The organism is Labrys monachus, assembly GCF_030814655.1.
In the GTDB taxonomy this organism is placed as follows: Bacteria; Pseudomonadota; Alphaproteobacteria; order Rhizobiales; family Labraceae; genus Labrys; species Labrys monacha.
Map to the genome: position 1 here is coordinate 3,268,637 of NZ_JAUSVK010000001.1, position 14,211 is coordinate 3,282,847.

Below are 14,211 nucleotides of genomic sequence, written 5' to 3' on the forward strand. Positions count from 1 at the left end.
GGAACGCCGGATGGACTTCAAGCGGCAGCGCGCTCGCTCGCGCTGGTGATCGCGCCGATACTGGCGGCGATCACGAGGCCGATGCCGGCCATCTGCAGCAGGCTGAGAGGCTGGCTCAGGATGAAGAAGCCCGCGAGGGCGCCGATGGCCGGTTCGGCGCTCATCAGGATGCCGAAACTGTGCGACGGCAGCCGCCGCAGCGCCATCATCTCCAGCGCATAGGGGATCAGCGGCGTCAGCAAAGCGAGACCCGCCGTCTCCGCCACGAAACGGATCGGCATGTGCAAGCCGGTTTCGGCGAGGCCGAAGGGCGTGGTGACGAGGGCCGCCGCGATGAAGGAGATCGCAAGCCCGTCCAACCCCTTGAAGGCCGCGCCGGTTCGCTTCGACAGCAGGATGTAGGAGCCCCATCCCACGCCGGCGGCCAGCGCGAAGCCCAGCCCGATGGGGTCGATGCTCCAGCCTTCGCGATCCCGGACCAGGCAGAGCACGCCGGCCAATGCGACCAGCGGCCAGACCAGGCGCCAGCTTCGCCCGAAACCGAAGGTGGCGACGCTGAGCGGTCCGAGAAACTCGATGGCGACCACGAGGCCGAGGGGAACGCGGACGATCGCCTCGTAGAACGTCACCGTCATCACGGCGATGGCGACGCCGAGCGCGAGGGCGCCGACGATCGCCCGGCGGCCATAGCGGCGCGGATCCGGCCGCACGAGGATGGCCAGGAGGAGCGCCGCCCAGGCGAGCCGCCCCCATGTGGTGGCGAGCGTGCCGAACATATCCATCGCCGGCTTGGCCAAGGCGGCGCCGAACTGCACCGAGACCATCGAGCCGGCGGCCATGAGGACGGCGATGCCGGCCTGCGAACGCGGTCCGGCGGCACGCGCCCCATCGAACATATTCTTTTCCAAGACGTTTCCTCGCCCTCCGGCCTTGTACCAGAGGTTGGGTTCAGGCGGCGAGGAACGACCGATCAAAGTTTTCGATGAATCCGATCAGCGCTGCGACGGCCCGCCCCATATCCTCGACCGAGGTGAACTCGGCCGGATTATGGCTGATGCCGCCGCGGCAGCGCACGAACAGCATGCCGATCGGGCAGAGGGCGCCGACCGCCTGTCCGTCATGCCCGGCGCCCGAAGGCAGGCGGATCGCCCGGCCGCCCTGCCCGGCGATGGCACCGGCAAAGCCCGCCTGCAGCGTGGGATCGCAGGGCTTGGCCGCCACCTCATGCGTCCTCTCCATCCAGGCCGTCACCCGGCGACGGTCGGCGATGGCGGCTATCTCGTCGCGCAGTCGGGCCAGCGCCTCGAGCCGCCGCGCATCCGTCTGCGAACGCAGGTCCACGGTGAACACCACCCTGGCCGGAATGACATTGGTGGCTCCGGGCAGAACGCTCATCTTGCCCACGGTGCCGACCATGAAATCATCGGCGTTGCCCAAAGCGAGGCCTTCGAGCGCCAGCGCGATCTCGGCACTGGCGGCGAGCGCGTCGCGGCGTAGCGCCATCGGCACGGTCCCGGCATGCCCGGCCTCGCCGATCACCGTCACCGTATGGCGCGACTGGCTGGCGATCGCGGTGACGACGCCCAGCGCCTCGCCGGCCTGCTCGAGAACCGGGCCCTGCTCGATATGCACCTCGACATAGGCAGCGGCTTCCTCCGGATCATAGGCGGCCTCGCCGATGCGGGCGGGATCCTTGCCATAGCGCCGAAGGGCGTCGTCGAGGCGCACGCCGTCGACGGATTCGACGGCGAGGGCGGCGGAATCGAAATGCCCCGCCACGGCTTCGGAGCACAGCAGCGTCGCCGGGAAGCGCGAGCCCTCCTCGTCGCCGAAGGCGAGGACGTCGATGCCGAAAGGCATCCGCCCGTGGCGCCTGACGACCTCGCGCACCGCCAGGATGCCGGCGATGACGCCGAGGGTGCCGTCATAGGCGCCGGCATCGATGACGGTATCGATATGCGAGCCGATCAGCAGGCGTCTCGCGGCGTTCTGGCCGCCGCCGGCCGGATCGAGGCGGCCCCTGACGGTCCCGAGCGCATCCTCGGTGACGTCGAGCCCCGCTTCCGACATCCAGCGGCCGACGAGATCGGCGGCGTGCCGATGTTCCGGGGTGAGGTAGAGGCGGATGAGGCGCCCCTCCTCCGCGCTGATCTGCGCGAGGTCGCGGATCATGCGTTCGGCCTCGCGGCCGAGCGCCAGGAACGCGTCGTCAGCCATCGATGCGATCCTCGAGCCGGAAGCGGATGATGCGCATGACCTGGGCCAAGGCGGTGAGGAACTCCTCCTCCCGGCCGCCGTCGATGCGGGCGGCGAAGGTGTCGAGGATCTGGTGCTTCGATGCGCCCTTGACGGCGAGGATGAAGGGAAAGCGGAATTTCGCGCGATAATGCCGGTTGAGGGTGGTGAAGCGGGCGAGCTCATCCGCCGACAGGCTGTCGAGGCCGGCGCCCGCTTGTTCGTCCCGCGAGGCGGGAGCGAGCATGGCCCGGCCTGCGAGATCCGGGTGGGCGCGGATCAACGCCTCCTGGTCCGCCCGGGATGCGTTCGACACCGCCGCCTGGAAGGCGTCCACCATCGCGGCGCGGCTGTCATAGGGGCGCGAGAGCGCCGCGCCCGCCGCAACCCAGGGCGTGTCCTCGGCGATATCGCCGAACGCCTCCACGAAAGCGGTGGGATCGAGGGAATTGACTTGGTCGAGGGTCATTTATGGGCATCGATCCAGGCGCCGAGTTCGGCGCGCTCGAGATCCGTTATATGGGTGGTGTTGCCGAGCGGCATCGCCCGCCCGATCACCGCGAATTGCTTGATCTGGTCGCCATGCTGCCGGATGCCGTCCAGAGTCGTCAAGACGACACCCTTGGGCGGCGCGGCAAAGGCGCTGTTGGTCGGCTTGGCCGAATGGCAGGCGATGCAATGGGTGCCGGTGATCGCCAGGACGCGGTCGTCGCTCACCGGCCCGCCCACCATGGCAGGCGCCTCGCGCGGCAGGCTGACGAAGATCGCCGCAAGCAGCGCGACCGCCGCCACGGGCAATGCCCATGCATGCTTCTCGAACGGGTCTCCCGCGTCGCCGCGATTGATGAAATGCCGCACCAGCGCGCCGATCACCAGCACGAGGGCCACCACGATCCAGGCCTGCCCGCTGCCGGTCAGGAAAGGATAATGGTTCGAGATCATCATCAGCAGCACCGGCAGCGTCAGATAGTTGTTGTGCAGCGAGCGCTGCTTGCCGATACGGCCGAATTCGCCGTCCGGCACCTCGCCGCGCATCAGCTGGCCGACCATGACGCTCTGGTTGGGGATGATAACCATGAAAACGTTGGCCGCCATGATCGTGCCCATGAACGCACCGACATGGATCAGCGCACCGCGGCCCGAGAAGATGTGGGTGAAGAGATAGGCCGCGCCGACCACGAGCGCGAACACGCAGGCGACGAGCAGGCCGGGACTGCGCCCGATCCTCGACCGGCACAGGCCGTCATAGACGATCCAGCCGCCGGCGAGCGTGAGGAGGGAGATCGCGATGGCGCCCGATTGGCTGAGCGGCATCACCGAGGCGTCGATCAGATAGGCGTCGGCGTTCCAGTAATATTGCACGGCGAGCAGGAACATGCCGCTCATCCAGGTGAGATAGGCCTCCCACTTGAACCAGTGCAGGTCGCCGGGCAGCGTGGCCGGGGCGACGAGATATTTCTCGACATGGTAGAAGCCGCCGCCATGCACCATCCACGACGTGCCGTAGACGCCCTGGTTCATGCGCTCGCGCTTGCGGAACGAAAAATCGAGCCAGACGAAGTGGAAGCTCGCGCCGATCCAGGCGATGCCGAGGGTCATGTGCCCCCAGCGCAGCAGCAGGTTGAACCAATCGATGAAGAAACCGGCCATGTCGTCCGCTGAGCTTGAGGGTGGATCGAGAGCGCGCTTTCGGAGGGCCCCCGACCGGGTCGCCGATCGGAGAGCGGCACGCCGGGACGACGCCCCCGGGCGGGGCCGTCGTCCCTCGCGCGAACGCCTCAGTTCGGGAACTTGTCGTCGATGCCCTTCACATACCAGTTCATGCCGAGGATCTGGCCGGCATCGAGATGGTCGCCGCCCTTGCACTCCACGGTCTGCCCGTCCTGGTTGACGACCGGGCAGGAGAACGGGTTGATCTTGCCGGATTTGAGCCCGTCCTCAGTATCTTGGGCGAGCTTCTTCACGTCGTCCGGCATGTTGGTGAAATCAGCCATCTTCACCATGCCCTTGTCGAGGCCTTGCCAGGTATCCGTCGACTTCCAGGTGCCGTCCAACACCGCCTTGGTGCGCTCGATGTAGTAGTCGCCCCAATTGTTGACGATGGCGGTGAGCTGGGCCTTCGGGCCGAACTTGATCATGTCGGAATCCTGCCCGAAGGCATAGATCCCCTTCTCGGCAGCGGCCTGCATGGCGGCCGGGCTGTCGGTGTGCTGGGCGAGAATATCGGCGCCCTGGGCGATCAGCGCCTTGGCGGCGTCCGCTTCCTTGCCGGGGTCGTACCAGGTCGACACCCACACGATCTTGATCTTGAGGTCCGGACGGACCGACTGGGCGCCGCGCATGAAGGAATTGATGCCCGAGATCACCTCGGGAATCGGGAACGGCGCGACATAGCCGACGATGCCGGACTTCGACATCTTGGCGGCGATCACGCCCTCGATGTAGCGCCCTTCGTAGAAGCGGGCGGCATAGGTCGAGACATTGTCGGCGCGCTTGAAGCCGGTGGCGTGCTCGAAATCGACATCCGGATAGTTCTTCGCCGCCTTGATGGTCGGGTCCATATAGCCGAAGGAGGTGGTGAAGATCAGCTTGTTGCCGTCGGCCGCGAGGTTCTCGATGGCGCGCTGGGCATCCGGCCCCTCCGGCACGTTCTCGACATAGGTGGTGTCGACCTTGTCGCCGAGCGCCTTGACGACAGCCTGGCGGCCGACCTCGTGCTGATAGGTCCAGCCATAATCGCCGACCGGCCCGAGATAGATGAAGCCGACCTTGAGCTTGTCCTCGGCCAGGGCCGGAGCGGCCAGGACGGTCGCGGCCAGTCCGATGGCGCTCAAGGCGGCGAGAATTGTTCTTTTCATTTGCAGTACCCCTCGTCGTGAACCGTAAGATCCTGTCCGCCGGGCGACGGCCCGCACCCGGCGCGAAACCGATTTAGCGATCCGGCACGAATGGCGTGCCGAGCGAGGCGGGCGCGGCGCCGCTCCTGTCCTTGCCGCTCGAAATCATCACCAGAACGATCACAGTGGCAAGATAGGGCAAGGCCGTCCAGAATTGAGGCGGCCACACCAGCCAGCGCGGCAAAGAGCCGCTGAGCGCCTGGATATGCAGGTTGCCGATCCAGATCGCGCCGAAGAAATAGGCGCCCAGCAGCAGCCGCCACGGCCGCCACGAGGCGAAGACCACCAGCGCCAGCGCGATCCAGCCGCGGCCCGCCGTCATGCCGGTGCCCCAGAAGGGCGTGTCCGCGAGCGACAGATAGGCGCCGGCGAGCCCCGCGCAGCCGCCGCCGAACAGCACCGCGCCGAAGCGGATCAGGCGCACGGGATAGCCGAGGGCATGGGCGGAGACATGGCTCTCCCCGACGGCCCGCAGGATCAGCCCGCCGCGGCTGCGATAGAGAAACCACCACACCGCCGCCACCAGCGCGATCGACAGGTAGACCAGCGCATCCTGGCCGAAGAGAATCGGCCCGACCATCGGCAGGTCCGTCAGCCCGGGAATGTCGAGCGAGGGGATCTTCGACCGGTTGAGCCCGACGAAGCCGGTGCCGACGAGGTCCGACAGGCCGAGCCCGAGGATGGTCAGCGCCAGGCCGGAAGCGACCTGATTGGCGGCGAGGCCGAGCGTCATGAAGGCGAAGAGCGAGGAAAACACCATGCCCGCCGCGATCGCCGCAATGAAGCCGAGCGTGGCGCTGTCGGTGACGTAGGCGGTGGCGAAACCGGTGATCGTGCCCATGATCATCATGCCCTCGACGCCGAGATTGAGCACGCCGGAACGCTCCGCCACCAGTTCGCCGATGCCGGCCAGCACGAAGGGCGTCGACGAGGCGATGATGGTGAGGATGACGGCTTCGGTGAAATTCATCTAGCGCGTTCCATCTTCGGATCGACTCAACGAGAATCGAAAAATGCTTTCAATACCAATGCGTTGAATTGGTGGTCCGCTCCGGCTTGAACGCATTTTGCTTTAGACCACTTTCGCTTCGGACCGGGTGACGCGCAGGCGATAGAGAATGAGCGTGTCGCAGGCCAGGACATAGAAGAGCAGCAGGCCCTGGATCACGCTGGTGATGCCGATCGGCACCTTCAGGGAGATCTGCGCCGCTTCGCCGCCGAGATAGGACAGGGCCAGCAGCAGGCCGGCAAGGAGGATGCCGACAGGATTGAGGCGGCCGAGAAAGGCAACGATGATGGCGGTGAAGCCGTAGCCCGAGGCAAAGGGAATCTGCAGCATGCCCATGGTGCCGTCCGCCACGCTGACGCCAGCGAGGCCCGCCAGGGCGCCCGAGACGGCGAAGACGACCAGCGTCGTGCGCTGCGGGGAGAAGCCCGCGAACAGGCCGGCGCGCGGCGCCTCGCCGAGCACCCTGATCTCGAAGCCCTTGAGGCTGCGCCACAGCAGGATGGCCGCGGCGATCACCACGAGCACCGCGAAGATCGAATCCAGATGGATGGGGCTGCGGCGGAACAGCGTCGGCAGGGTGTTGTCGAAATTCGCGGTCAGCGGAAAGTTGAGCCCGGCGGGATCGCGCCACGGCCCGCGCACGAAATAATCGATGATGCGCTCGGCGATGTAGACCAGCATGAGGCTGGTGAGGATTTCGTTGGTGTTGAAGCGCGTCTTGAGCAGGCCCGGGATGAGGCCCCACAGCGCCCCGCCGACCATGCCGCCCACCATGATCAAGGGCACGGCGTAGAAGGGCGTCTGTCCCTGGAAGAGCAGCGCGATGCCGCCGCCGACCGTGGCGCCGATGATGTATTGCCCTTCCGCGCCGATATTCCAGTTGTTGGAGACGTAGCAGAGGGAGAGGCCCACCCCCATCAGCACGAGCGGCGTCGCGCGGACGACCAGTTCCTGCGCCGTGCGCAGGCTGGTCAGCGGCTTGACGAAGTAGACATAGAGCGCATCGCCCGGCGCCTTGCCGTACAGGCTGAAGATCACCGCGGCCGAGACCACCGTCAGCAGGATCGCGATCAGGGGCGACACGAGCGCCATCAGGCGCGAGCGCTCGGCGCGCTTTTCCAGCTCAATGCGCATGGGCGGCGCCCCCCATCAGCAGCCCGATCCTCTCCATGCTCATTCCCCTCGCCGGCTCCGGCTGGGACAGCCGGCCATCGTGGATGACCGATATCCTGTCGGCGATCTGGAATATCTCGTCGAGATCCTGGCTGATGACGATCACCGCCGAACCCCTGCGCGCCAGGTCGATCAGGGCCTGGTGGATCAAGGCGGCCGCGCCGGCATCGACGCCCCAGGTCGGCTGGTTGATGATGAGAAGGCTCGGTTCGCGCAGCATTTCCCGGCCGACCACGAATTTCTGCAGATTGCCGCCGGACAGAGCCCCCGCCTCCGGATCCGCCTTGCCCTTGCGGACCTGGAAGATCCGCGAGATCGTGTCGGCCTGCTGCGATGCCTTGCCCATGTCGATCAGGCCATAGGAGACGAGCCCGCCGGTGGCATGGCCGGTAAGCAGCGCATTGCGCGACAGCGGCATGCGCGGCACCGAGGCGTGGCCGAGCCGCTCCTCCGGCACGAAGGCAGCCCCGAGGCGGCGCCGACCCGTGACGCCCAGCCGGCCGACGGGCTTGCCATCGATCTTCACGGCGGCGGCGGCGCCGACGACGCGCTCGCCCGAAAGCGCGGCGAAGAGTTCCGACTGGCCGTTGCCTGCCACGCCCGCGATCGCGACGACTTCGCCGCTGCGGACCGCAAGCGAGATATCCTTGAGCGCAACGCCGTGCAGGTCCTCCGCCGGCAGCGAGAGGGATTGGACTTCGAGCCTCACCGGACCGCTCTCGTCGGCCGGGCGGCCGAGGCCGACGACGCCGATGTCGGCCCCCACCATCAAGCGCGCGAGGCTCGCCGCGGTCTCCTTGCGGGGATCGCAGGTCGCCACGAGCTTGCCGTGCCGAAGCACCGTCGCCGTCTGGCACAGGCGCCTGACCTCGTCGAGGCGGTGGGAAATATACAGCACCGCCCGCCCCTCGCCGGCGATGCGCTCCAGCGTGACGAAGAGCTGGTCCGCCTCCTGCGGCGTCAGCACCGAAGTCGGCTCGTCCAGGATCAGGAGCTTGGGATCCTGCATCAGGCAGCGGACGATCTCGATGCGCTGGCGCTCGCCGACCGACAGCGTATACACCGGGCGCCGGGGCTCCAGCGGCAGGCCATAGGCGGCGGAGACGGCGGCGATGCGTTCCTCCACCTCGCGCAGCCTGGTGCCCGGCGGCTGGGCCAGCGCGACGTTCTCCGCCACGGTGAGATTGTCGAACAGCGAGAAATGCTGGAACACCATGCCGATGCCGAGCGCCCGGGCGGCGGCCGGGCGCGGCAGATGGACCGGCCGGCCCTGCCAGAGCAACTGCCCCTCATTGGGCTGCAGCAGGCCGTACAGGATCTTCACGAAGGTCGACTTGCCCGCGCCGTTCTCGCCGAGCAGCGCATGGATCTCGTGCGGCATGATCTTGAGGTCGATGCCGTCATTGGCTCTCAGCGTTCCGAAAATCTTGACGATCCCGCGCGCCTCGATCAGGGGCACCGAATTTTCCGCAACTGAAGCCGCCTTCATGGACATGCCCAATTTATAGGCAGCGCCACCCTGCTTGCGAAGCACACAAACATCATGAAACCGCTTTTCCCCCAACAGAACGGCGTTCCGCCGGAAGGCGGCTTTCTTCGCGGCCGGCCCCCGCCGCCGCATATGCCGGAAGGAGCAAGATCTGCGCCACGACCGAGGCTGCGATCACCGCCGGCTCCTTGCCTTCGATGCCGGGAATGCCGATCGGGCAGGTCAACCGGGCGATGCGCTCCTCGTCGAGGCCCGCCTGGCGCATCTGCGACAGGAAGCGGGCGCGCTTGGTCTGCGAGCCGATCACGCCGACATAGGCAAAGCGCCCCGCGGCGAGCGCCGCCAGGGCGATGGCAAGATCCAGCGCGTGGCTATGCGTCATGATCAGGATGCGGGCATCGTCCGGCGCCTGGCCCAGGCTCCGCTCCGGCTGGGGATCGCGCATGATCCTGACCTGCCGCGGCACATGGGCCGGAAAGGCGTCGGTCCGCGGATCGAACCAGAAGAGTTCGAAGGGCAGCGGCGCCAGCGCCATCACGAGCGCTCGGCCGACATGCCCGGCTCCGAACAGATAGACCGGCGGGTTGCGACTTCCGAACCGCTCGACCAGCCGCCCGTCGGCCAGCAGCACGGGCGCGGCGGACGGGGCAAGCGCCGCCTCGGTCTCACCCGCCGGCCGGCGCGAGAAGGAGCCGCCGGGCTGCGGCAGGCCGATCGTGATCATCTCCGCTCCGTCTTCCCGCGCCGACAGGGCCGCAAGCCAGGGCAGGTCCGTCCGATCGAACCGTTCGAGCATCAGCCGCACGCGGCCGCCGCAGCATTGGCCGAGATCCGGACCGAGCGCCCTATCCGTCATGCGCATGCGGCTCCCGGCGGCGCTGGCGAGCAGCGCCTGTGCCTCGGCCAGGGCCTGCCACTCCAGGGCGCCGCCGCCGATCGTGCCGGAAAACGCGCCGTCGGGCCGCACGGCCATGCGGGTTCCGGCTTCGCGCGGGCTCGAACCGCTGACGGCCATGACCGTGACGAGGACGGCGCCGCCGTCCCGTTCGACCATCCTCTCCAGCGTGGCGAAAATGCCCATGGTGCTTTCCGGCCGCCTGTCAGGATGCCCGCATGGCCGCTTTGATCGACTTCAGGATCTCCTCCGGCGTCGCGGGCGCATCGAGCGAGACCCGAGCCCCCGGCGCCAGGCTGTGGATGGCGTCGGCGATGGCGCAGAACACGGAAATCGCCAGCATCAGCGGCGGCTCGCCCACCGCCTTCGACCGGCCGACCGTCTCCTCGCGATTCTGCCGCTCGAACAGCGCCACGCGGAAATCCTCGGGAACGTCGCCGGCGGTCGGGATCTTGTAGGTCGAGGGGGCGTGGGTGCGCAGGCGCCCCTGGGCATCGAACACCAGTTCCTCGGTGGTCAGCCAGCCCATGCCCTGGACGAAGCCGCCTTCGATCTGGCCGATGTCGATCGCCGGATTGAGCGAGCGGCCGACATCGTGGAGGATGTCCACGCGGTCGACCTTCATCTCGCCCGTCAGCGTGTCGATCGTGACTTCGGAGCAGGACGCGCCATAGGCGAAATACAGGAAGGGACGGCCGAGGCCGGCTGCCCTGTCCCAATGGATCTTCGGGGTCTTGTAGAAGCCCGTCGCAGACAGCGAGACCCGGGCCTGCACCGCCATCTTGGCGAGTTCGCCGAAGGACAGGCTCCGACCGCCGGCGACGACGCGCCCGCCCTCGAATGCGATCGATTCGGCGGCGACGCCGAACTCGTTCGCGGCCACGGCCGCCATGCGGTCGCGGATCGCGAGGGCGGCGGCGCGCGCCGCCTGGCCGTTGAGATCGGTGCCGGAGGAAGCCGCGGTGGGCGAGGTGTTGGGCACCTTGGCGGTGGTGGTCGCGGTGATCTTCACCGCGGAGACGTCGATGCCGAAGACGTCGGCCGTGACCTGCGCCACCTTCATGTAGAGGCCCTGCCCCATCTCGGTCCCGCCATGGTTCAGATGGACCGAGCCATCCGAATAGACGTGCACGAGCGCGCCGGCCTGGTTGAGCTGGATCAGCGTGAAGGAAATCCCGAACTTCACCGGCGTCAGCGCGATGCCCTTCTTCAGGATGGCGCTGTTGTCGTTGAATGCGGCGATCCGCCTGCGGCGCTCGCGGTAATCGGCGCTCGCCTCCAGCGTCTCGACCAGTTCGAGGAGGATGTTGTCCTCCACCGTCTGGCCATAGGGCGTGCGGTCGCGCCCGCCGGCGTAGAAATTCGCCTTGCGTACGTCGAGCGGATCGAGACCGAGCGTCCAGGCAATCGCATCGATGGCCCGTTCCATGCCCATCATGCCCTGCGGGCCGCCAAAGCCGCGAAAGGCGGTGTTGGACACCGTGTTGGTCTTCATGCGCCTCGTCGCGATGCGCGCATCCCCGAGGAAATAGGCGTTGTCGGCGTGGAACATGGTCCGGTCGCAGATGCCGAGCGACAGGTCCGCCGAATAGCCGCAGCGGGCGGCATAGAGCACGTCATAGCCGGTGATGACGCCGTCCTCGTCGAAGCCGACGTCGTAATTGACGAGGAAATCATGGCGCTTGCCCGTCATCGCCATATCGTCGTCGCGGTCGAGGCGCAGCTTGCAGGGCCGGCCGGTGACGCGGGCGGCCAGCGCCGCCAGCGCAGCCCATTGGCTGGCCTGGCTCTCCTTGCCGCCGAAGCCGCCGCCCATGCGTCGGACCTCGCACTCCACCGCATGATCGGCGACGCCCAGCACGCGGGCGACGACATGCTGGACCTCGGTCGGATGCTGCGTCGAGGACAGCACATACATGTCGCTGTCCTCGCCGGGAACGGCGAGGACGACCTGCCCTTCGAGATAGAAATGCTCCTGGCCTCCGATGCGGATCGAGCCGTGCAGGCGGTTGGCGGCGCCGTCGAGCGCCTCGTCCGGCTCGCCCTGCGCGAAGGCATAATCGGGCATCACCACCACGTCCTGGTCGAGAGCCTCGTCGACGGTCACGACCGGGATCGTCTCGCTGTATTCGATCCTGGCGAGAGCGGCGGCGCGCCTCGCCTGCTCCCGGCTGCGCCCGACGACGGCGAACACGACCTGGGAATGGAACTCGATGCTCTCCTCCGCCAGGCACGGGTCGCAGTCGAAATCGACCGGCGAGACGTCGTTGCGGCCGGGCACGTCGGCCGCCGTCAGCACGGCGACCACGCCCGGCGCCGCGCGCACCGCCTCCAGGTCCATGACGAGGATCCGCCCGGCCGCGATCTTCGAGCCCACCGGAACGACATGCAGCGTGCCGGCGGGTTCGGGCACGTCGTCGACATAGAGGGCGGCGCCGGCGACGTGCTTCGTCGCCGAATCATGCGGTCGCGACCGGCCGGCCGCCGTCGTTTCGCTCGGCAGTGACGGTTTATGCAGCATCGGCACGCTCCCGGCGGCCCAGCAATCGCGTCTCGGTGGTTTCGGCGCCCGCGACCTCGACCAGCGCCTTCATCAGCAGCGCACGCGCCACCTCCTGGCGATATTCGGCGGAGGCGCGCATGTCGGCGATCGGCTGGAAATCCCGGCCGAGCGCATCGAGCGCCTTCGGCCAGGTCGAACTGTCGTCGAGATCGATGCCGGCGAGCGCCGCCTCGGTCTGCTTGCCGCGCCTCGGCGTCGCCGCCATGCCGCCGAACGCCACGCGGGCGCCGGCGATGCGGCCGTCCTCCAGCGTGAACTTGAACGCGCCCATCACCGCCGAGATGTCCTCGTCGAAGCGCTTGGAGATCTTGTAGCAGCGGAAGGCCTCGTCCGGCCGCAACCTCGCCAGGGCGAGCCCGACGACGAATTCGCCGGCAAGCCGATCCTGCTTGCCATAGGCGACGAAGAAGTCCTCCAGAGGCAGGGACCGGCCGTCGTCACCGCGGCGCAGATAGAGCTTGGCGCCGAGCGCGATCAAAGCGGGCGCGAGGTCGCCGATTGGGGAGCCGTTGGCGATGTTGCCGCCGACCGTCCCGGACGCCCGCACCTGCGTGGAGCCGAAGCGGCGCATCAGCTCGCCGAGATCGGGGTCGACGCCGGCAAGCACGTCCAGCGCCCGGGCATGCGTCACCGCGGCTCCCATCGAAATGCCCTCGGCATTGACGGACAGGCGATCGAGCTTTTCCACGCGGCCGAGCCAGATGATTTTCCGGAGGTCGCGCAATTGCTTGGTGATCCACAGGCCGACATCCGTGGCGCCGCCCACCAGCGTCGCGTCGGGATGGCGCAGATAGAGTCGGGCGAGCGAATCCACCGAGGCGGGTGCCGCAAAGAAGCGCTGCTCATCGCCGACGAAGACGTCGACGCCGTCATGGAGGACCGCGAGCGAGCGCACCGTCCCGGCCTTCTCCCGGGCGAACGCGTCCGTCGCCAGCCCGGCGCAGACGGACATCGCAGCATCGATGATCGGCCGGTAGCCGGTGCAGCGGCACAGATTGCCGGCGAGCTGGTCGGTCACGGTCTGCCGCGAGACCGGGCGCGTCCCCTCCTGGTAGAGCGAGAACAGCGACATCACGATGCCCGGCGTGCAGAAGCCGCATTGCGAGCCGTGGTGGTCGACCATGGCCTGCTGGACCGGATGCAGAGCGTCGCCCTCGGCCAGATCCTCGACGGCGACGAGTTCGCAGCCGTCGACCATGCCGGTCAGCGTGATGCAGGCGTTGACGGGCTCATAATGCAGCGCTCCGTCGCGCATCCGGCCGAGCACCACCGTGCAGGCGCCGCAATCGCCTTCGTTGCAGCCTTCCTTGGTCCCGACGGCGCGCTTGGTCAGGCGCAGGTGATCGAGCAGGGTCTCCTTGGGATCGAGCCCTTCGACGGTTTCGATGACGCCCTTGCGCAGATAGCGAATCGACTGGCGCATCAGCTGCCTCGATAGGTTGAGTAGCCATAGGGCGAGACCAGCAGAGGCACGTGATAATGCGTCGGCTCGGCCAGCCCGAAGCGGATCGGTATGGCGTCGAGAAAGGCGGGCTCCGGCAGCACGACGCCATTGGCCCGAAAATAGTCGCCCGCTTCGAAGACGATCTCGTAGCTGCCCGCGGCGAAATCATCGTCCGCGAGAAGCGGCCGGTCGACCCGACCGTCCGCATTGGTGACGCATTCGGCGAGCACCGCGCCGTCGGCGAGGCGGCGCAAGGTCAGCTTCAGGCCGGCGGCGGGCCTGCCGGCGCTGGTGTCCAGGACATGTGTCGTCAAACGGCCTGCCATCGAACGCCTCAAATCGGAGCAACGTCATATTTGCCTCTTTTGGCGGCGGCGAAAAGAGGAGGCGGCAGAATATTCGTCCGACGCTTGCAGATTTGGCCCGCCGGCCGGCCGTTACTCGAAGCAAAGATGCCGATCGGTGGGCCGCCCCGGCCGTCCGGAGGGGGGCCTCCCCCGATCCGC

At 67.7% G+C, this 14,211-nt stretch carries 12 protein-coding genes; all 12 read right to left on the reverse strand.

Going from position 1 to position 14,211, the window contains the following annotated elements; all coding sequences use genetic code 11:
- Positions 1–17 precede the first annotated feature (17 nt).
- Entirely contained in the window at positions 18–896 is an 879-nt protein-coding gene (locus tag J3R73_RS14820) for an EamA family transporter (RefSeq protein ID WP_370880087.1), read from the reverse strand.
- A 52-nt stretch (positions 897–948) separates the two neighbouring features.
- A complete protein-coding gene (locus tag J3R73_RS14825; protein WP_307428142.1) occupies positions 949–2,217 on the reverse strand; it encodes an allantoate amidohydrolase in 1,269 nt (422 codons plus the stop codon).
- Positions 2,210–2,704, reverse strand: coding sequence for a 2-oxo-4-hydroxy-4-carboxy-5-ureidoimidazoline decarboxylase (gene uraD / locus J3R73_RS14830; RefSeq protein WP_307428145.1), 495 nt, complete (start codon positions 2,702–2,704; stop codon positions 2,210–2,212). Before uraD ends, J3R73_RS14825 begins: the two co-directional genes overlap by 8 nt.
- Positions 2,701–3,885 carry a urate hydroxylase PuuD gene (locus J3R73_RS14835; RefSeq protein WP_307428147.1) on the reverse strand — a complete coding sequence of 395 codons (1,185 nt, stop codon included), beginning with the start codon at positions 3,883–3,885 and terminating at the stop codon, positions 2,701–2,703. Before J3R73_RS14835 ends, uraD begins: the two co-directional genes overlap by 4 nt.
- 128 nt (positions 3,886–4,013) lie before the next feature.
- The gene (locus J3R73_RS14840) at positions 4,014–5,093 is read right to left on the reverse strand and encodes a BMP family ABC transporter substrate-binding protein (RefSeq protein WP_307428149.1); all 1,080 of its coding nucleotides are present in this window, start codon (positions 5,091–5,093) and stop codon (positions 4,014–4,016) included.
- 73 nt (positions 5,094–5,166) lie between these two features.
- The gene (locus J3R73_RS14845) at positions 5,167–6,102 is read right to left on the reverse strand and encodes an ABC transporter permease (protein ID WP_307428151.1); all 936 of its coding nucleotides are present in this window, start codon (positions 6,100–6,102) and stop codon (positions 5,167–5,169) included.
- 102 nt (positions 6,103–6,204) lie between these two features.
- Complete coding sequence (locus J3R73_RS14850) at positions 6,205–7,275, reverse strand: ABC transporter permease (RefSeq protein WP_307428154.1); 1,071 nt, start codon at positions 7,273–7,275, stop codon at positions 6,205–6,207.
- Positions 7,265–8,809 (reverse strand): ABC transporter ATP-binding protein, encoded by a 1,545-nt coding sequence (locus tag J3R73_RS14855; protein ID WP_307428157.1) that lies wholly within the window; start codon positions 8,807–8,809, stop codon positions 7,265–7,267. The genes J3R73_RS14850 and J3R73_RS14855 overlap by 11 nt, the downstream gene beginning before the upstream one ends.
- Before the next feature lie 46 nt (positions 8,810–8,855).
- Entirely contained in the window at positions 8,856–9,884 is a 1,029-nt protein-coding gene (gene xdhC, locus J3R73_RS14860; protein ID WP_307428160.1) for a xanthine dehydrogenase accessory protein XdhC, read from the reverse strand.
- 19 nt (positions 9,885–9,903) lie between these two features.
- The gene (gene xdhB, locus J3R73_RS14865; RefSeq protein WP_307428163.1) at positions 9,904–12,219 is read right to left on the reverse strand and encodes a xanthine dehydrogenase molybdopterin binding subunit; all 2,316 of its coding nucleotides are present in this window, start codon (positions 12,217–12,219) and stop codon (positions 9,904–9,906) included.
- A complete protein-coding gene (xdhA, locus tag J3R73_RS14870) occupies positions 12,209–13,684 on the reverse strand; it encodes a xanthine dehydrogenase small subunit (RefSeq protein ID WP_307428166.1) in 1,476 nt (491 codons plus the stop codon). The genes xdhB and xdhA overlap by 11 nt, the downstream gene beginning before the upstream one ends.
- A complete protein-coding gene (uraH, locus tag J3R73_RS14875) occupies positions 13,684–14,031 on the reverse strand; it encodes a hydroxyisourate hydrolase (protein ID WP_307428168.1) in 348 nt (115 codons plus the stop codon). The genes xdhA and uraH overlap by 1 nt, the downstream gene beginning before the upstream one ends.
- Between the last annotated feature and the right edge of the window lie 180 nt (positions 14,032–14,211).